Annotated in this window: 20 protein-coding genes; 11 read left to right on the top strand and 9 right to left on the bottom strand. The window is 57.2% G+C overall.

Annotation, left to right across the window (positions count from 1 at the left end; genetic code table 11):
• Nucleotides 1-3 precede the first annotated feature (3 nt).
• The 4 genes from AP059_RS05000 to AP059_RS04985 form a co-directional block, all read right to left on the bottom strand.
• Nucleotides 4-1,059 carry an acyl-CoA dehydrogenase family protein gene (locus tag AP059_RS05000; protein ID WP_059762165.1) on the bottom strand — a complete coding sequence of 352 codons (1,056 nt, stop codon included), beginning with the start codon at nucleotides 1,057-1,059 and terminating at the stop codon, nucleotides 4-6.
• Nucleotides 1,060-1,067: 8 nt separating this feature from the next.
• The gene (locus AP059_RS04995) at nucleotides 1,068-2,222 is read right to left on the bottom strand and encodes an acyl-CoA dehydrogenase family protein (protein WP_059762164.1); all 1,155 of its coding nucleotides are present in this window, start codon (nucleotides 2,220-2,222) and stop codon (nucleotides 1,068-1,070) included.
• Between the two features lie 10 nt (nucleotides 2,223-2,232).
• Entirely contained in the window at nucleotides 2,233-2,985 is a 753-nt protein-coding gene (locus AP059_RS04990; protein WP_120752321.1) for an enoyl-CoA hydratase family protein, read from the bottom strand.
• Between the two features lie 201 nt (nucleotides 2,986-3,186).
• Complete coding sequence (locus AP059_RS04985) at nucleotides 3,187-3,720, bottom strand: PadR family transcriptional regulator (protein WP_059762162.1); 534 nt, start codon at nucleotides 3,718-3,720, stop codon at nucleotides 3,187-3,189.
• Between the two features lie 555 nt (nucleotides 3,721-4,275).
• On the opposite strand from AP059_RS04985, the gene AP059_RS04980 reads away from it, so the two are divergent.
• The 7 genes from AP059_RS04980 (at nucleotide 4,276) to AP059_RS04950 (ending at nucleotide 12,438) form a co-directional block, all read left to right on the top strand.
• Complete coding sequence (locus AP059_RS04980; protein ID WP_059762161.1) at nucleotides 4,276-4,776, top strand: CS1 type fimbrial major subunit; 501 nt, start codon at nucleotides 4,276-4,278, stop codon at nucleotides 4,774-4,776.
• Nucleotides 4,777-4,868: 92 nt separating this feature from the next.
• Nucleotides 4,869-7,394, top strand: coding sequence for a TcfC E-set like domain-containing protein (locus AP059_RS04975; protein ID WP_059762160.1), 2,526 nt, complete (start codon nucleotides 4,869-4,871; stop codon nucleotides 7,392-7,394).
• A 5-nt stretch (nucleotides 7,395-7,399) separates the two neighbouring features.
• Complete coding sequence (locus AP059_RS04970) at nucleotides 7,400-8,716, top strand: hypothetical protein (protein ID WP_256209716.1); 1,317 nt, start codon at nucleotides 7,400-7,402, stop codon at nucleotides 8,714-8,716.
• A 35-nt stretch (nucleotides 8,717-8,751) separates the two neighbouring features.
• Nucleotides 8,752-9,492: a hypothetical protein gene (locus AP059_RS04965; RefSeq protein ID WP_059762159.1), complete on the top strand. Its 741-nt coding sequence runs from the start codon at nucleotides 8,752-8,754 to the stop codon at nucleotides 9,490-9,492.
• Nucleotides 9,492-9,983, top strand: a complete 492-nt coding sequence (locus AP059_RS04960; protein WP_059762158.1) for a CS1 type fimbrial major subunit — start codon at nucleotides 9,492-9,494, stop codon at nucleotides 9,981-9,983. The genes AP059_RS04965 and AP059_RS04960 overlap by 1 nt, the downstream gene beginning before the upstream one ends.
• Before the next feature lie 101 nt (nucleotides 9,984-10,084).
• The gene (locus AP059_RS04955) at nucleotides 10,085-11,257 is read left to right on the top strand and encodes an acyl-CoA dehydrogenase family protein (RefSeq protein ID WP_059762157.1); all 1,173 of its coding nucleotides are present in this window, start codon (nucleotides 10,085-10,087) and stop codon (nucleotides 11,255-11,257) included.
• Nucleotides 11,254-12,438: an acyl-CoA dehydrogenase family protein gene (locus AP059_RS04950; protein ID WP_059762156.1), complete on the top strand. Its 1,185-nt coding sequence runs from the start codon at nucleotides 11,254-11,256 to the stop codon at nucleotides 12,436-12,438. The genes AP059_RS04955 and AP059_RS04950 overlap by 4 nt, the downstream gene beginning before the upstream one ends.
• A 30-nt stretch (nucleotides 12,439-12,468) precedes the next feature.
• Here AP059_RS04950 and AP059_RS04945 read toward each other — a convergent pair whose 3' ends face one another.
• Complete coding sequence (locus tag AP059_RS04945) at nucleotides 12,469-12,690, bottom strand: hypothetical protein (RefSeq protein ID WP_082706749.1); 222 nt, start codon at nucleotides 12,688-12,690, stop codon at nucleotides 12,469-12,471.
• Nucleotides 12,687-13,157 (bottom strand): hypothetical protein, encoded by a 471-nt coding sequence (locus AP059_RS04940; RefSeq protein ID WP_059762201.1) that lies wholly within the window; start codon nucleotides 13,155-13,157, stop codon nucleotides 12,687-12,689. The genes AP059_RS04945 and AP059_RS04940 overlap by 4 nt, the downstream gene beginning before the upstream one ends.
• Before the next feature lie 397 nt (nucleotides 13,158-13,554).
• On the opposite strand from AP059_RS04940, the gene AP059_RS22335 reads away from it, so the two are divergent.
• The 4 genes from AP059_RS22335 to AP059_RS04920 all read left to right on the top strand — a co-directional run bounded on the left by AP059_RS22335 (nucleotide 13,555) and on the right by AP059_RS04920 (nucleotide 14,996).
• Entirely contained in the window at nucleotides 13,555-13,830 is a 276-nt protein-coding gene (locus tag AP059_RS22335) for a hypothetical protein (RefSeq protein WP_131811515.1), read from the top strand.
• A gap of 133 nt (nucleotides 13,831-13,963) precedes the next feature.
• Entirely contained in the window at nucleotides 13,964-14,194 is a 231-nt protein-coding gene (locus AP059_RS04930) for a hypothetical protein (RefSeq protein WP_059762153.1), read from the top strand.
• Between the two features lie 80 nt (nucleotides 14,195-14,274).
• The gene (locus AP059_RS04925; RefSeq protein ID WP_059762152.1) at nucleotides 14,275-14,664 is read left to right on the top strand and encodes a hypothetical protein; all 390 of its coding nucleotides are present in this window, start codon (nucleotides 14,275-14,277) and stop codon (nucleotides 14,662-14,664) included.
• Between the two features lie 95 nt (nucleotides 14,665-14,759).
• Nucleotides 14,760-14,996, top strand: a complete 237-nt coding sequence (locus AP059_RS04920; protein ID WP_059762151.1) for a DUF2789 domain-containing protein — start codon at nucleotides 14,760-14,762, stop codon at nucleotides 14,994-14,996.
• Here the strand turns inward: AP059_RS04920 and AP059_RS04915 are convergent.
• The 3 genes from AP059_RS04915 to AP059_RS04905 all read right to left on the bottom strand — a co-directional run bounded on the left by AP059_RS04915 (nucleotide 14,993) and on the right by AP059_RS04905 (nucleotide 17,263).
• Entirely contained in the window at nucleotides 14,993-15,202 is a 210-nt protein-coding gene (locus AP059_RS04915; RefSeq protein ID WP_059762150.1) for a hypothetical protein, read from the bottom strand. The two genes, AP059_RS04920 and AP059_RS04915, sit on opposite strands and share 4 nt — an antisense overlap.
• Before the next feature lie 126 nt (nucleotides 15,203-15,328).
• A complete protein-coding gene (locus tag AP059_RS04910; protein ID WP_059762149.1) occupies nucleotides 15,329-16,675 on the bottom strand; it encodes a phospholipase effector Tle1 domain-containing protein in 1,347 nt (448 codons plus the stop codon).
• A 183-nt stretch (nucleotides 16,676-16,858) separates the two neighbouring features.
• The gene (locus tag AP059_RS04905) at nucleotides 16,859-17,263 is read right to left on the bottom strand and encodes a TraR/DksA family transcriptional regulator (protein WP_047274833.1); all 405 of its coding nucleotides are present in this window, start codon (nucleotides 17,261-17,263) and stop codon (nucleotides 16,859-16,861) included.
• Nucleotides 17,264-17,332 lie beyond the last annotated feature (69 nt).

Genomic DNA, 17,332 nt, shown 5'->3' with positions numbered 1-17,332 from the left:
GATTCAGTCCTCGAAAGTATGGCCGGGGCCTAATGGCGCACCACTCAATACATGCGCCGCCACCCGGGTTTTGTGCAGGGCACGATCACCCCACGCGTTGTCCAGTGCCCAGGCGCGTTTCATGAACATTTGCAGATCGACTTCCCACGTGTAGCCCATGGCGCCGTGCACCTGAATGGCATGCCGTGCCGCCAGCCAACTGGCTTCACAACACGCCAGCCGTGCCTGCGACACCCAGACGTGCGCATTTTGTTCGCCTTGGGCCAGTGCATACGCCGCGCGGTACAGCACGGGCTTGGCGAATTCGAGTTGCGTCGCCACATCGGCCAGGTGGTGTTTGACCGCCTGAAAACTGCCAATGGGTTTGCCAAATTGCTTGCGCTGGGCGGCGTAGTCCACTGACAGGTCGAGCATGCGTTGCGCCAGCCCCAGCAATTGACCCGCCACCGATAACGCCCCACGGCTGACGGTCTGCGCCCATAACAGGCGCCCTGCCTCGCCTTGGGCGACGCGCGTGGCGGCATGCGGCTGCCAACTGACTTGAGCCAGGCGGCGGGAGGCATCAATGCTGCGGTGTACCTGAACATCGACCTGGGCACGCGCCACCGCATGCACGTCATCGCCGTTGGCCAACAGCAGCAAGTCGGCATGAGCGGCGTCGGCCACCCACGGGTTGACCGGGTGACCGATGGCGACGCGCAAGCTGCCATCGGCAATGCCCCGCAACCATTCGCCGCGTTCAGCCACGCGCCCGTCCAGGCCGGCAATCAGGCCACAGGCGAGGTAAGCGGTGTCGGCCAGTGAATCGGGGATGGCGTAGTAACCCAGCTCCTGGGTCATCAACGACCACGCCACATCGTCCATGCCCAAGCCGCCAAACGCGTCGGGCACTGAAAGTGCGGTCAGGCCCTGTGCGGCGATTTTGTTGCGTAAATCCGGTGAGCGTCCGACATCGGTTTCCCAGATTTCACGGAGCATTTCGGGCGCGGCTTCAGTCATCAAAAAACGGCTGATGGCTTCACGAAACGTGAGCTGGTCATCGCTAAAGGTAAAGTCCATACCCGCCCTCACTTCGGCAGACCGAGCATGCGCTCGGCAATGATGTTGCGCTGAATCTCATTAGTACCGGCGTAGATCGGCCCGGCCTGGGCAAATAGAAAGCCCTCCAGCCAGTCATGGCCATCGCCCGCTTTACCGGTCAATTCACCGCTGGCACCCAGAATGCGCATGGCAGTTTCGTGCAGGTGCAAATCCAGTTCTGACCAGATGATTTTGTTGGTGCTGGACTCGGCGCCAATCTGCGCGCCCCGGCTCAAGCGCCCCACTGTGTGATACGCCGACAAGGCGTACGCCTGGGCGTCCATCCAGGCGTTGCACACCGCCTCGCCCAACGTCGGGTCACGGTCAGCACTCGCGCGGTTGGCTTGATACAGCGCCACTAGCTTGGCGGCGGTGTATTGAAACCGCGCCGGGGAGCGCAACAACAACCCGCGTTCAAAACCGGCGGTGGCCATTGCCACCTGCCAACCCTGGCCTTCTTCGCCAATCCGGTTGTCCAGCGGGATGCGCACCTCATCAAAGAACACTTCGGCAAACGCGTCCTTGCCGTTGAGCGCTTTGATCGGGCGTACGGTCACCCCCGGCGCATTGAGCGGCACCAGTACAAACGACAAGCCGTGATGGCGGCTGGACGCCGGGTCGCTGCGAAACAGGCCAAATAACCAGTCGGCAAAAATGGCGCGCGTGGACCAGGTTTTCTGACCGTTAAGCACATAGCTGTCGCCGTCGCAGGTGGCTTTGCTGGTGATGGCGGCCATATCAGAACCGGCGTTGGGTTCCGACCAGCCCTGCGCCCACATATCGGCACTGGCCGCCATACGCGGCAGAAAGCGTTTTTTTTGCGCCTCAGTGCCAAACTCCATCAGCGTAGGGCCAAGCAGCAGTTGGCCATTTTGATTGACGCGCATCGGTGCGCCGGCGCCGTAATATTCTTCTTCAAAAATCAGCCACTCGATCAGGTCGCAACCCCGCCCGCCCAACTCGGTCGGCCACATGACCATCGACAGGCGGCTGTCGAACAATTTGGCCTCCCACTGTCGATGCTGTTCAAAGCCTTCGCGGGTGTCGTAACTGGCCAGGGGCGCGCTTGGCAGGTTGGCCGCCAACCACTGCCGGACTTCCTGGCGAAAGGCCTTTTGCTTGGGGGAGTAAGTCAGGTCCATCGTCAGCTCCTCAGAACGTGGCGTCGCGCTTCTCGACGAATGCGCGGCGTGTCTCGGCGGAGTCGGCACAGGTGTAAGCCTGCAACGTAAACCCCTGCTCCCAGCGATATTTATCTTCCAGGTTGCCGTCTTCGATACCGTTCAAGGCTTCTTTGGCAATGCGGATCATCGCCGGGCTTTTGCGGGCAATTTTGTGGGCGATAGTCAGGGCGGTGTCGCGCAACTGTTCACGCGGTACAACGCGTTCAATAAAGCCGTACTGTTGCGCCTCGACGGCGCTGATGCTGTCGCCGGTAAAAAACAGATAGCGCACCTTTTGCACCGCAAACAGGCGCTGCAAATGCGCCCCCCCGCCCATCGCGCCGCGGTCTACTTCTGGCAAGGCAAAGGTGGCGCACTCGGAGGCGATTACGATGTCAGCGGCGCCGGTAATGCCAATCCCGCCACCCAACACAAAGCCATGCACGGCGACAATCACCGGCACCGGGTTGCGATGTATCGCTTTGAAGGTCGCGTAGTTGCCTGCGTTGACCTGCACGATCAGCTCGGGATGGGCATCCAGCTCCTTGATATCGACACCGGCGCAAAACCCCCGGCCCTCGGCCCGGATCACGATCACCCGCACCTGGGGGTTTAGCCCCAAGCCCTCAAGGGTGAGCGCCAAGTCTGACCATTGCTGGCTGTTCAGCGCATTGACCGGCGCACGGTCGATGACCAGTTCAGCGACACCCGCCTCGATGCGGGTGTGAAATGCAGTAGGGATTGCGCTGTTCACATGTGCTCCTGAATGGGCAAAGGCATGTGAGCAGTATGGGAAGGCGCAAGGGCCGGATCATCGTCCGTTGGGACTAAAACACTGGAGCGGGTGCAGGCCCGCTACGGCGCAAGATGGGGCTTTTCATCGCGGGGCCAGCCTGAGTTCGGCGCCAACCCGCGCCCTGTAAGCCTGCCCCCGCCATGACGGTTATTGCCCGTCGACAATGGCTTTGGCCGTGTTATTGAGCAAGTTATGCACGCGCTGGATTTCTTGCGGGCTCCAATGGCCATGATGCAATTGCAAGGCGTGGCGCAAGTTGTGCACGGCCTCATGAATTTCGGCTGGCCGATTCTGCCCGCGTAACGAAGAGCGACTGACTTCGATGCGCATGCGCACGCCATTGAGCGCAACCGCCTGTTGACTCAGGGACAAGCGTCCCGCCTCCGTGATCGCATAGCTTTTTTTGTCACCCTGCACGCTCACTTCAACCAGCAACCCCGCTTCAAGAAACGCCAGCGTGGGGTAAATCACCCCAGGGCTGGGGCTGTAAGCCCCGTCGAATAACCCTTCAATTTGCAAAATCAGGTCATAGCCATGGCACGGTTGTTCAGCGATCAAGGCTAATAACAACAGTTTTAAATCGCCGGGCGCGAAGACCCGTGGACTGCGTATACGTGCTGCCCGCTTTTCAAACCCGTCATGGCGTTCTTGCCCCCGTTCAAAGGTGTGTTGAATGACCATTCACGCTTACTCCTCATGCCTTAATAAAACACAACTTAAAGCACAACTTAAAACACAACTCAAGCCACTATTATCGTCCAACTCCACGACATAACTTACTGCCCTCAGCATGATATAACGCACGCACAGGCCGCTTTATTACTTGCGCGCAACACTGCGACATAACGTAAAAAAACCGCCCAACTAACCGCTCAAACCCCTACAAATGCACGCCTTCAGCGTCGTGAAAAATACCGAGTGATATTCAAAAGCCATGTGATTGATATAAATAGGTTTTATTTTCAATTTATCAGTCAAAAAAGCAGGCTTCGGAATATTCCTTCGATCATTGAAGGATATGTACTACAGAACGAAAGGATCAGAACTACGCAAAGTTTTATAGGCACTTCAAACAACTTAGTTAATACTTTCCCGGCATCGAAAGTTCACCACCTCCTGCACATACTTAATTAGTCCGTGCTCATTTGTTATACGGCCACTGTCAGACTGGCCGCATGCGTTTATGACGCGAGGGGTTTCATGCACTTCACATTCCTTACTTTCAGGGTATCTATCATGTTTAAACAAACGGTTGTTATTACGGGTTCACTGCTGGTCCTGTCGCTCGTGTCTACCCACGCTTTGGCTGCCGGAGAGGCCAGCAGCCTGATCAATATCAAGGCGTCCATTCCCACCAAAGTGTTCCATGTCATGCCGCAAGATCCGGAGTTCGGTAAAGACGAAACCATGAATTATGACCCGGTCAACGGCACGCTGAGCAGCCTGCACCAGGTGTACAACGTGAAGAATACCGACGGTTCTATCCATGCTTATATCGAGGGCGGCCCCACCAGCCTGTTCAACGGCAACCTGGACCAAAACATCGCCCTGACCACCACGTTCAACGGCACCACCTTGACCGGCACCCCCCTGGAGGTGGTGAACGATGCAAGCTCAACGCCGGGTACTCAGGCCGACATGGTGATTACAGCCGCCAAACCTGCCGATAGCGCCTCGGGGCTCTATACCGCGTCCTACACCGTGGTGTTCGACAACGTGCCGCGCGTCACCCCGTAACGCCACACGCGTAATGCCAGGCGCCCGGCCTGTACGACTACGTCCGGGCGCTACCTGCGCACTTTAATACCCGCTATCAGAGTATTTCGTGAATGTTACCGATGACGCCCATCGCGGCAGCGCTCGCCTTGATATTCAGTGCAAGTGCCCTCGCCGCCGCCACGGCAGTTGGCACGACGCCGCGGAGCTTGCTCGCACAAGCCAAGGGGCTGCCTTCGGACTTCGAAGAGCACTTTTTTGACGTGCCTTTGGCCGTGCAAGTAGAACTCAATCAACAACTGATCGGTGAAGCGATGATTGTGCTTTCACGCGATGATCGCTTGACCCTGCTTGAATTCACCGACCATGACACCCGCGCGCTGCCCATCAGCGAACGCGAATCATGGGCCGACTATCTGAAACAAGGCGTGCCACTGGGCAGCTGTCACAGCCAATGCCCGGAACAGTTGCTGGCCGTGCATTACAACCTGCAAAACTCACTGCTCTCTTTGCTTACCGAACATGCCGAGCGTGAGCAGCAGGCCCCTCAGTACTACACGTTGCCGGAGCAAGGCAGTCGCGGTCTGATGGTGCGCAATCAGCTCAATCTCAGCGGCGGGCAGGATGAGGCATTGGCCGGGCGCTTTGGCCTTGAGGCCAGCAGCAGTCTGGGTAACTGGAGCCAGAGCCTTAATCTGCAACTGTCCCGTATGGGAGGGCCGGATGACACGGCGCTGTATCACGCCATTTATGACGCCTACACCCAGCGCGAATGGGCAGGCAATTTTTGGCGCCTGGGGTATTTCACCCCCAACGCCGAAGGTTTGAGCCGGCAAGTGCGCACCTTTGGTGCAAACCCCGACACCGTGCTGGGGGTGATGTACGCCAGCTCCGACAGCTTGGCAATCAACCAATCCCGGCCCAGCGTTTACCCTGTTTATGTCACCGCTAACCGTCAGGCCACGGTCGAAATCTATCGCAACGGCTTGCTGATCAATACCCAAATGGTCAACGCAGGCTTGCAGAGCCTCGACACCCGCCCGCTACCCGGCGGGATTTATGACGTGGAGGTGAGGCTGATCGAAGACGGTCAAATCAGCAGTACCTCCCCTGAACTGATCTACAAGCCCAACAACTGGCGCAACCACGATGAACGCTGGCGTTACAACGTATTTGCGGGGCGAGAAAGCACGTTGTGGAGCAACTGGGAGGAGCAGGCCAGTGGCGACATGACGGGCGGTGCGTCGATTAATTACCTGCTGCACCCGCGGGTCGTGGTGGGCGTGTCGGGCAGACAGGTCAAAGGCGACATGCAATACGGCACGTCAATCGACTGGACGCTAGCCCACAACGCCAGCGTTTACGCCAACGTGTATGAAACCGAAAACTATGGCACCGGGATAGACCTGAACGGCCTGTACAACTACGGGCATGGCAGCCTGGTGTTCAACCACACGCGCAGCTGGCTGGATACGCGCAATACCTACGACACGTTGCCGGACGGGACACGCGTGCGCCAACGCTCGCTGTTTATCGGACAAACGCGCAATTCATCCCTGTCGATCACTCACCGCCTCAATCCTGTGAGCAGCCTCAGTGCGCGCCTGTCGCACAGCGATGGCTATACCCAAGGCTATGGCATTGATCTGGGCTGGACCCGGCGCACCAACCTGTTCGGCAGTGATGGCAATTGGCGTTTATCGCTGTTTGATCGTCCGGGCAGCCTGAGTTCGGCCTACACACGCAATCGCGGGATTGATGTGACCATCAGCCTGGCACTCGGCGGCCCCGGCGAAAGCTGGTCTGCCAGCCTCGGTTCACGCACCGACCGTGATGGCGGACGCGACAACAACGCCTCGCTGACGTACAGCCGCGACCTGGAGGGTCATGTACTGCAAAACGTCTCGGCCAGCGCCACCACCGACACCTATGGCGTGGGCTTGAGTGCCCGTAGCACCTTTGCCACGCAGCACATAAACGGCGACAGCTTTGTTCAGCGTTCCTCCTTTAACGGCAACCTGAGCGGCGGGTTGAATCTGGACAGCACCCTGGCCGTAGGTGGCAACAACCTCGTACTGACCAGCCAACACCAGGGTCGCGGCGCCGGCATGATCATTGACGTTGAGTCTGATGTGAACGACATCGTATTACGCGCTGACGACCTGAGTGGCAGCAGCACGATGCTGCATGCGGGCCGCAACTTTATTCCCGTGACTGCGTACAAAAACAGCGTGGTGAGTTTTGACTTTGAAGGCAATCACGTACCGGCCGCTGCGATCCAGCCAGCACGCAGCCGTTACCACCTCAACAAGGGCGGCGTGGACTATCGCAAAATCAATGTGGTGCAGACCGTCACCGTGCTCGCTCGCTTGGTCGACCCGCAGGGCAACCCGCTCAAGGGCCATCACATCATTAATCACGCCAGCCGTGGGATCAGTGAAGTCGACGGCTTTTTCTCCATGGAAATGAATGCCAATGCACCCACCTTGCAAGTACGCAAGGGAGAGGCGCTGCTGTGCCAGTTCCGAATTGATATGGGCAAGGCCCGGCTGCAAAACCATGTGTTGGAAATCGGTGACTTGCGTTGCCACCCCGACACGCTGGCGGAGTCGGGTAATGATGCAGAGGTAGCAGGATGAAACGGATGAATGCTCACGTCGTCAATAAGGCCTTGCGTGGCCTCAAGTGGCTCGGTTGCGTCGCGCGCGATCTACAGGTGACAAGGTGCGGGCGGGTTGCATTGAGCGGTGCATTGGCAATCAGCCTCTCGCCCGACCTATTCGCCATCGAGATGGACATACGGGCAGAGTTTCAACCGGACTCCGCACGGCCGCATCACAACGCGTTCGTTAACAAAACCCCCAATAACGGCGGTTATTGTCGTTACTACCCGGCTAACTGCGAATACAGAGGCATCTACAGCATCAGTGCCCCCGTGCATTTCAACAATGTGGCGCCCATCCTGGCTCACCATGCCGATCCGCGCCAGGGCGCCATGATCACCGTGCCTGGCGAATGGCGAACGCTGACCGTGACCCATGCCCAAACTCAAGAAACAGAAGAAGTCAGAGTCCGCATAATTGGCTTTGGTACGACCATGGATACCTCGCCGCGCACTATCCATGATCTTGTGCCAAATGCCAGTAGTTGGTTCAACGCCTACAACCGGTTATGGAGCGGCCAGCGCTGGTCTCTGGCCCCTGCTCCCTGCATCGGAAAGTCCACTGCGCTGTATGACGCCACCCAGTTTATTTTTTTTTGGGAAACACCGGTGTCCACCACGGCTTGTGGCAAACAAGCGCTCTACGACATTCCCTACATGACGTTCAGGACGCTGGATTTTTCATATGAGCTGCAAACGCCGAACCCGCTGCACATGTCGTCAGGCGAATACACGGGGCGCATGACTTACACGATCGGCCCTTATCAAGACTTTGATATGGGGGACGTCTTGATTCCCAGTGACACGCTACTGACGCTTAATTTCTCACTGGGCGTGTCACACACCCTGAAAGTTGACGTCCCGCCCGGCGGTAATTTCGTTGAGCTGGTGCCAAAAGGTGGCTGGCATCAATGGATGTTTCAAGGCCGCGCCCCTGAAAAGCTATACCGCGACCAAACCTTTCTTATCTCCGCCAGCTCGCGCTTCCAGATGAGCCTGCAATGCCAATACGTCATAGGCGATACCTGCGCGCTGGATAACAAACAGAGCCACCGGGTGCCCCTCGACATATTGGTCACGTTGCCCAACGGCCTGGGCCGCGAAGACGGTTCCGCTGTCAATCGCCAACCCCTGTTATTAAGCGGTGCGGGCACGCAGTTGTTCCAGCCCAACCATTACGTGGACAGGCGCCAGGCAACCCTGCACTTCGAAATACAGAAACAACACGTCAAGGACATGCTCTTTCAAGAAGGCACATATAGCGGGAATGTCGTGGTTATTTGGGATTCAGAAGTCTAGCCGCACCAGCGGTCTCTGGTGAGTGAGGTGTCAACATGAAAGCGGTGTATACAGCAGTAGCTTTGTGGGGTTTGTCGTTGGGCGCAATGGCAGGACCCAATATTAATGTCGGCCTGGTCTATGACTATTTGGACAGCGATAAACGCACGTACTTGAAGCGGGTATTCAATGGCGGAACCAGCACAGCCTTTGTCCGGGTTCAAGTCATGGAAATGCGCTTAAAAACCGATGGCACCTTTGAGGAGACGCCGCTTAAAACCCAAGCCAACCACTCAACCCGTGACGGTTTGATGGCCAGCCCGGCACGCCTGATCGTACCGGCAAACGGCACCCAGGGAACGCGCCTGTTGTTTATGGGCGAACGCGACACAGAGCGCTACTTTCGGGTCAGGTTTGTCCCGGTGGTGCCCGAAAAAGAAGATGAGTTCGCACAGAGCGAAGAAGACAGCGACGCCTACAAAAAAACCCTCTCGGCCGGTATCAATGTGCTGGCGGGTTACGGCACGGTTTTTTTTGTACGGCCCAGGCAGGCGCGCTTCGATACCCGAATTGAGAACACGGGTAATCGCTACACCTTGCGCAATGACGGCAACACCGTGGTGGTGGTCGACGAATTCAAGGACTGTGCAAGCGATGCGCCACTGGACTGTAAACCCACCACCAAGACCCACGTATTACCGGGCAAGGCATACGGTTTTGACAAGCTCGCTGGCCGGCTGTATCGCCTGACGCTGGTAGAAGGCCATGAGCAAAAGACTATCGAGGTTAAAGGCTGATGCGGGCTTGGCGCAGTAAACCTTCGCAACTGAGCGCAATGCTGGCGTTGCTGGCGTGGGCTTCGCAGGCACCCGCGGCGCGTGAAGAGCACACGTTTGAGGTCTCGGTCAGCATCCCGACTTACGCGCTGTTTGTGATACCCGTCGACCCCGGCTTTCTGGAGCAGGAGCAGCAGATGCACTGGAACCTGGTCAACGAAACCCTGCAGCCACTGCGCGCCGAGTTTGATGTGGCCAGCGCCGCCGGTGCTGTGACCGCGCGGCTTGGGTACGAACCGGTGCTGTTCAACGGCCGCGATACGATCGCGTTGAACGTAACGTTCAATCAGCAACCGTTAACCCTGCAAGACACTGTGATCGTACGGGCCGATCAAGCATGGCCGGGTAAACGGGTGCCCTTGCGCATCGACGCGCTCAAGCCTGAAGAAGGTTTTCGCGCTGGCGAATATTACGGCAGCGTACAAATCACCTTCGATGCCGCAGCGCCCTGACCCTCTGGACCAAACGGACTAGTCCGGCACAAGGTTTGCGCTCGCTCCAGACCCTTGCATGCTCCTGCTTTGGTCCCTATTCCATTGACGAGAGCTACCCTATGGAGCTTGCCCTGACTGACGAGCAGCACCTGATTCAACAGTCTGCCGAGCGTTTTTTGGCGCAAGTGGCCGATAGCGCAGCGGTGCGCACGGCAATGGCCAGTGAGTGCGGACATGACCGTGCGACCTGGGCGCGCATCGCTCGCGAACTGTATTGGCCTGCTCTGGCCATCCCGCAGACCTACGGCGGGCTGGGCCTGGGGTTTGTCGAGGTATGCCTGTTGCAAGAACAGCTCGGGCGGCGCTTGTTGCCCTCGCCTTTCTTTGCCACCTGCTGCCTGGCGACGCCCGCCTTGCTACTCAGCGGCAATCAAGCGCTTAAAGATCAATGGTTGCCGTTGATTGCAGCCGGGGATATCACCGCAAGCCTGGCGTACACCAGCGCACCACGCTGGGACGACAGCAGCGTGCAGATTGACGCGCAGCCTGGCGCTGGCGGCTATTGCCTCAACGGCCAGTACCTCAACGTGATTGATGGCGCTGACTGTGATTTGTTGATCGTCGCGGCGCGTACGCCGGGCAGTGTGGGTGAAGCAGGCATACGCGTGTTCGCCCTGCCCGCAACTACGCCAGGGCTCACCCGTACACACCAGCCAACCCTGGATCAAACACGCCGTCTGGCCCACCTGAGCCTCGAAAACGTGATCGTCAGCGACGCGCAATTGCTCAGTGAGCCGGGTCAAGGCTGGCCGCTGTTACGGGATGTCGTGCGGATCGCCTGCATTGGTCTGGCCGCCGAGCAAACCGGCGGCGCGCAACAATCTCTGGACCTGACGCTGGCCTACATTGGCGAGCGTCAACAATTTGGTCGAAGCATTGCCAGTTTTCAGGCCATCAAACATCGCTGCGCCGACCTGATGATGGCCGTTGAATGCGCGCGTTCGGCCAGTTACTACGCGGCGTGCATCGCCTGTGAATGTCTGAAGATCGACGGTGACCCGGTTGCACAACAACAATTGGCCGAAGCCTGTGCCACTGCAAAAATCCACGCCAGCGAAGGTTTTTTCGAATGCGCGGCGCAGTCGATCCAGTTACACGGCGGCGTAGGCTTCACATGGGAATATGACCCGCATTTGTACTTCAAACGGGCACGTGCCAGTGAGCAACTGTTCGGGCCACCGGCCTTTCATCGCGAACAGCTGGCGAAACAGATTTTCGGAGACAGGCCATGAATATCGGCTTTAGCGCAGCAGATGAACAGTTCCGTCAGCACGTTGCGCACTGGATGCAGCAGCATCTGAGTGGGGAGTTTCATGCCTTGCGCTTTCGGGGTGGACCGGGCGATGAGGACTTCGCCCCTGAACTGCGCAAGCGATGGGAGCAGGTATTGGCCAAAGGCCGCTGGGTTGGCGCAGGCTGGGCGCGCGAACAGGGCGGCCGCGGCTTGAGCATCAACCAACAAGTGATCTTCTATGAAGAGTACGCCCGCGCCGGTGGCCCGGGCCGCATGGGCCACATCGGTGAGGGCTTGGTAGGGCCGACGATCGCCGCATTCGGCACCCCTGAGCAACAACAACGGTTTTTACCCGCGATTTTGGCCGGGCAACACTTTTGGTGCCAAGGCTATTCAGAACCGGGCGCAGGTTCAGACCTGGCCAATATCAAAACCCGGGCCAGCCTCAACGCCGATAGCAGTCAGTGGCTTATCAGCGGGCAAAAAGTCTGGACATCGCTGGCCCACGAGTCCGATTGGTGCTTTGTTTTAGCCCGCACTGAGCCAGGCAGCAGAGGCCACCACGGGTTGTCTTTTCTATTGGTGCCCATGGCTCAGCCGGGTATTAGGGTGCAACCCATCAAACAACTGACGGGCACCAGTGAGTTCAACGAAGTGTTTTTTGACCAGGCGCACACCGGTTCGGACAACTTGATCGGTCAGCCCGGGCAAGGGTGGAAGATTGCCATGGCCTTGCTCGGCTTCGAACGTGGTGTGTCAACGCTGGGTCAACAGATGCAGTTCCAAAATGAACTGGACGACGTCGTGCGTATCGCCAAAACCAACGGCGCAGCCCTGGACCCGGTCTTGCGTCAGCGCATTGCGCAGGCCTGGAGTGGTTTGCGGGTGTTGCGTTACAACTCGCTGCGCATGTTGTCAGGGGCACAGGACGGTAGCCTGCGACCCGAAGCGACCCTCTACAAATTGGCGTGGTCCACCTGGCACCTTGAACTGGGCAAGTTGGCCATGGATGTCATGGGCCCTGAAGCCGAATGGCTGGCTGGGGCGCCTTACGCACTCACCCGGATGCAGGCCCTGTTTCTGTTCACCCGTGCCGATACCCTGTACGGAGGCAGCAGCGAGATCCAGCGCAACATCATTGCTGAACGCGCATTGGGCATGCCTCGCGAAGCGCGTTAGACCACACGATCAAAGTGGTAATAGCAGGACTTATTCAGGCGTCCGGCTGCCTGTTTGCGCCTGCGCCTGAAGCTGCTCGAGCTCGCGGCGCACCATGCTTGCGTATTCTGCGGGGCCTGAAGCATACAACTGCCCTGCCACCCAACTCAGCCAGGCGCCCTTCAACGCGGGCTTTTGGGCAAACAACTCAAGCGCCTTGGCTCTGGCTTGCACAGCGTATTGCTGATGAAACGTGCTGCGCGACACTGTCACTCTTTACTGGCCTTGAAGGTCAGTTCGCCTTTGGGCCACTTGGCTGCTTTGGCAGTGACGGCTTTCAGGGTTTTGCTCAAGCCCGTGGCCAATTGCTCATTGGCGGCAAAAACCAACACCACTGTCTGCCCTTCTTTAAACACGATGCCTTCACCTTGGGGCGAACTGACATAGGCATAGTCGCCAATGCCGTACACCGTCATTTTGATTTCCCGAAACTTGATCTCTAACTTGCCACCTTCACGACTGGGAAGCACCGCCGCGCGAAAGTGATCCCCGACCTTCAGCTGAAGTCCCGGTTTGTCATCCACCACTAACGCGGCGGCGGTGTCGATCTCGGCGATGTAGATACCTTCAGACGTTTGCTCGGTGACGTACACAAAATGTGATTGAAACAGTTTGACCAAACGCGCCCGCAGGTCACCCAACACGAACAACGCATGCATCTCCAAATTGCTGACTGCCAACGAAAAACCCTCGAAAACATGAAGTAAAACTGCCACACAAAAGACCGGCAGCACAAAAGAAGCCCTGACCACCAAAGTTTTAAAATCTGCGTTCAACTCAGTCCCGCAGCGCTTGGGCCAGGAACAGTCGCTGCATACAGATTTGGATGCTTGTGCCTCAGGCACAACGTTGCAGGCTCAATGTGTGAAGAACACTGGCCTTTTATTACATAGCGCGCAACGGACCCATACAACTAAAGGGAAAGCCTACACGTAAAGACGAAAAGCCCTGCGCAGCGTTTTTAAAATAAACCTTACAAATACATAAACGAAAACGCATTGAATGCGACAGCACTCACCGCCTTGACCTGACTCAAACAACCATCTGCGCAACAGAATCGTATGAGGAAGACTCTGCATGGACATATCAGATGAACGTCCAATAGCTACCCGCCACACCGATAACCTGCCTGAGGTCACTGCTGGGGGGCCATTCTACCGGCTCAAGCCTGATCTTGGGTATACAGATCAACCTCTCTATCAAGTGATTGCAATCAGTCATGGCTTTTTTCATGTACGCGAAGCCGGTACGGGTCAGATAAAAGGCTTCAGATGCAGTCATAACGATGCATGCAAACTGGCCATCCATCTCGAAAACAAACAGCTCGGCTGTACTCGCACCGCACAACCTTGAATTGAGGGCTTTCGTCAGGTTGATGACTTAACTGCGCCACTGCCTCCCAACAACTGCCATACTCGCGCAAAAATCGACCCGGCCCATGCCGCCGGGTTGTCTCGGCTCCATTACCTCCAAGGGAAAGTGACACGTGACGGAATTTGATATTGGCGAGTTTTTTATCCGCGGTGAGGCCAGAGAAATCGATGGCGAGTTTCAGGCAGTGATTGTGATGCGGGCCAAACCGCCCCTCAAAACCGTCACTTACCATCAGGTCGAAAAGGATCGCTGGTTCAAGACTGCCGATGTTGCAGCCACCGCAGGCAAAGAGGCCGCACTCGCCCTCAAAGCGGCCGTAGACGCAGGCGCCCTTAACGCTTGAGCCCTTGTCGGTTTGCGCGCCTCAAGGATCAGAGCGCCAGGCCGATAGCAAGGTGAGTAACGGTTTTAAGAGCATCACTGATGATTACCTTGAATATTGACACTCGCCTTGCGGTCAGCCCCTCGCTGACGACCGGTAAACCCGCCAGCGACTCAAGCCTGGTGCAACTGATGTCGCAAAACGAAACCGAGCCCGCCCCACGCTCCAGCGACGACCCGGTTGAAGCCCTCAAAAAACGCATCAAGCAACTTAAAAAACGCCTCGATCAACTCCAGCAGCAGCTGCGCCAAGCCAATGCACGCATGGCGGCGGTCAAAGCCGTGCGCTACCGCAGTGAAGAGGCCAGAATGTCGGCCATCATGAGTGCAAAAGGTCAGGTGGTCGCCCTCAACAGCGCAGTTTCCATCGCACTGAGCTCGCTCTTTCAAGCCGAAAAGGCACTGATTGGCAGTATCAACCTCTCAATTTGATCTGTGGTCTACAGTGATAACGCTTATCGGAGCGAACTCTTGAGGTTCTGTAGCCTCAGATAGCCTGTAACCCGTATTTACCTTTGGAGATGAGCATGGACGAGACACCCAAGACGCTGGAAAACCTGTTCAGTCAACTTGGCCTGAAGAGTGACGAACAATCAATTGAGACCTTCATCGCAGACCATCCGCTGGCCGAAGGTGTGAAATTGGTCGAAGCGCCTTTCTGGTCACCCTCCCAAGCCAGCTTCTTGAAAGAGAAACTTCTTGAAGACGGCCCTTGGGCGCTGGTTGTCGACGAACTGAATGCACGCCTGCACACGTCGCGCTAAGCCCGACGCCGCATTGCCAAAGGGTTGGCGCTTAATTGCGCCAACCAGGCCGCCTGACATTCTTGTGCTTGCAGACGAGTGTCAAACGCCGTACCGCGCTGTTCTCCGTTAACCAATACCACCCAGCACACTTTCTGCCCGGCTTCGCGCATACCCTGTGGCACGCTGCTACCGATCATCACTGCAACATCGACTTGATAACTCATGAGGATCACTCCTGGCACTTAGTTAGCCTGCTAACGATGCCGGCCATCATAGTGACTAAATGCCGCAGGAAAAAGCTATGCCATGCATAGCTCAATTGCATGAGCGGTAACAATATCAACGCATGGTCACACCAAAACAGGTGCCTGCTGATCGTAAACCGGTCGCCCGCCTTCTTGTGGCAGGTTGAAAAAAACCTTGTCTACCACTCCCAACCCCTCGCCAATCGCCGCATTCCAGTTAGCTGACTGGTGGATGTAGCGTTGGCGCAGCAAACGCTCTTCATCGCTCCTCAACTCGATGTGTCCGGCCAGTGCCTGAGCACGGATCTTTGTCGCGATGGGCAAAAGCTCTTCAGGCAGTTGCGTGTCGGCGATACTTGAAAGCGGGTTGAAAGGCACGCCCTGTTCGCACGCCAACTGGTGCATGAGATGCAAATACACCCGTGACAGATGCCCATACACCCGGCGTTGCATATAAACCGCCGCCTGTACGCGTGTGATCGGGTCATCGCGACTGCCTGCCTGACCCGAGGCCGTATGGATCTCCAGTAGCGCCTGGGGGTCTGAGTGGTCCAACAGGTCGCGCGCTTGCCAGACCGGCAGTTGAGCGGCGGTGCTCTTCCATGCGTGGGTGAGCGTCAGCGGCGTGCTGGGATTAACCCGATTAGTCTCCCAGCGCGTCAGGTAAACCTGTTCCTGCATCTCAATCGGGTAACCACCCCCCACATCGGCATGCACACCGGGTACCGCAATGTCCAAGGGCCACTGCGGAGCAATGCGGCTCAGGGCAAAATTGCGCCGTTGCTCATCCCGAGCGCTGAGTTGCACCACCTGTTTGGCGCTGTCCGGCCCCAGATAAAGATTAAGTCCAGGGTTGATGTCATCACTGATGTCACCCAAGTCCTTCAGCCCGCCCATGGCCGCTACCGTGTCAAACAACCCGATAAAACGGATTTCGCAGGTAAAGTCCGCCGCCAGCTCCAACAACGTATCCAAGCGTGTGGCATTGACGAGGTTGGCAAAATGTCGCGCCGCTGCTGCGCCACGGCTAAAGCCGAAAATATCCAACTGCACACCACTCAGGGAACGGGGTGGCACATTCAGCAGCGCACTGTGCAAGCATTGGAGCAACCGCGCATGCGCTTCTTGCGCTTTACCTATCACTCCGGTTCGGCCACGGCCATAAGTTTGAGCCGGAAAACGCGTATCCGCCTGCCCTGTCGTTGTCCCTATCCCGCTGATATAGAGCGCAGTGACCGCGTGGCCCTGGGCATTAAAAACCGGTTGTACCGGGTAAAGCTGGTAAAGCCTGGCGATGTTGGTCGGGACACCGGCATAACTGCTGGCGGGGTCAACCGGCAAGCCCTGAGCCTGTCGTGCCTGACCTGTCAGGCTGTTGAACTGGTTATTGGCTGTTCCATCAAAAAACACACCGACACGCAACACACGTCCCGTGTTGCTGAAATTGTTCATTCATCCTGCCCTCAAAAAATTCGGCCTCATGCCAAATCCACGCACCAATATAAGGGCGTGCAAATGCTGAAACCAGCGCAACGTCGGTCAGGAATATTCAGGGGTAAGCACGTCAGGAATCAGGGGTAAACCTGCGTGTGAAAAGCTACCGGGACCGCTTTGCGCGGCCCGGCAAGGTCAGGGTTAGGCCTGACGCTGATGCTTGTCGATTTGCTCGTGACGCTCTTGAGCTTCGATGCAGTACTTGGTAGTGGGGCTGATCAGCAGACGCTTGAGGCCAATCGCATCGCCACTGTCATCACACCAGCCAAAGCTGTCGTCCTTGATACGTTCCAGCGCTTGCTCCAATTGCGGCAGCATGCGTTGGTCGCGATCAATCGCGTTAACCAGCCAGGTACGCTCCTCTTCAACCGACGCCGCATCCGCAGGGTCGGCCGGGGTGTCCAGGCTCTCGATTGCGATGCGATTCTGCTCAATACGCTCGTGGGTTTCGACCTTCATGTTTTGCAACAGCTCAGTGAAAAAAGCATGTTGCTCGGCATTCATGTAGTCATCCGCCGGCATGGCCAGCAACTTATCCTTTGTCATTGATTTCTCTATAAAAAATACGTGCATTAAGGCGAATTAGGGAGCGTCCTGACCGATCTTCATCCCAAC

Source organism: Pseudomonas sp. TAA207 (assembly GCF_001529285.1).
Lineage (GTDB): Bacteria > Pseudomonadota > Gammaproteobacteria > Pseudomonadales > Pseudomonadaceae > Aquipseudomonas > Aquipseudomonas weihenstephanensis.
This window is presented reverse-complemented; position numbering and strand designations above follow the sequence as displayed.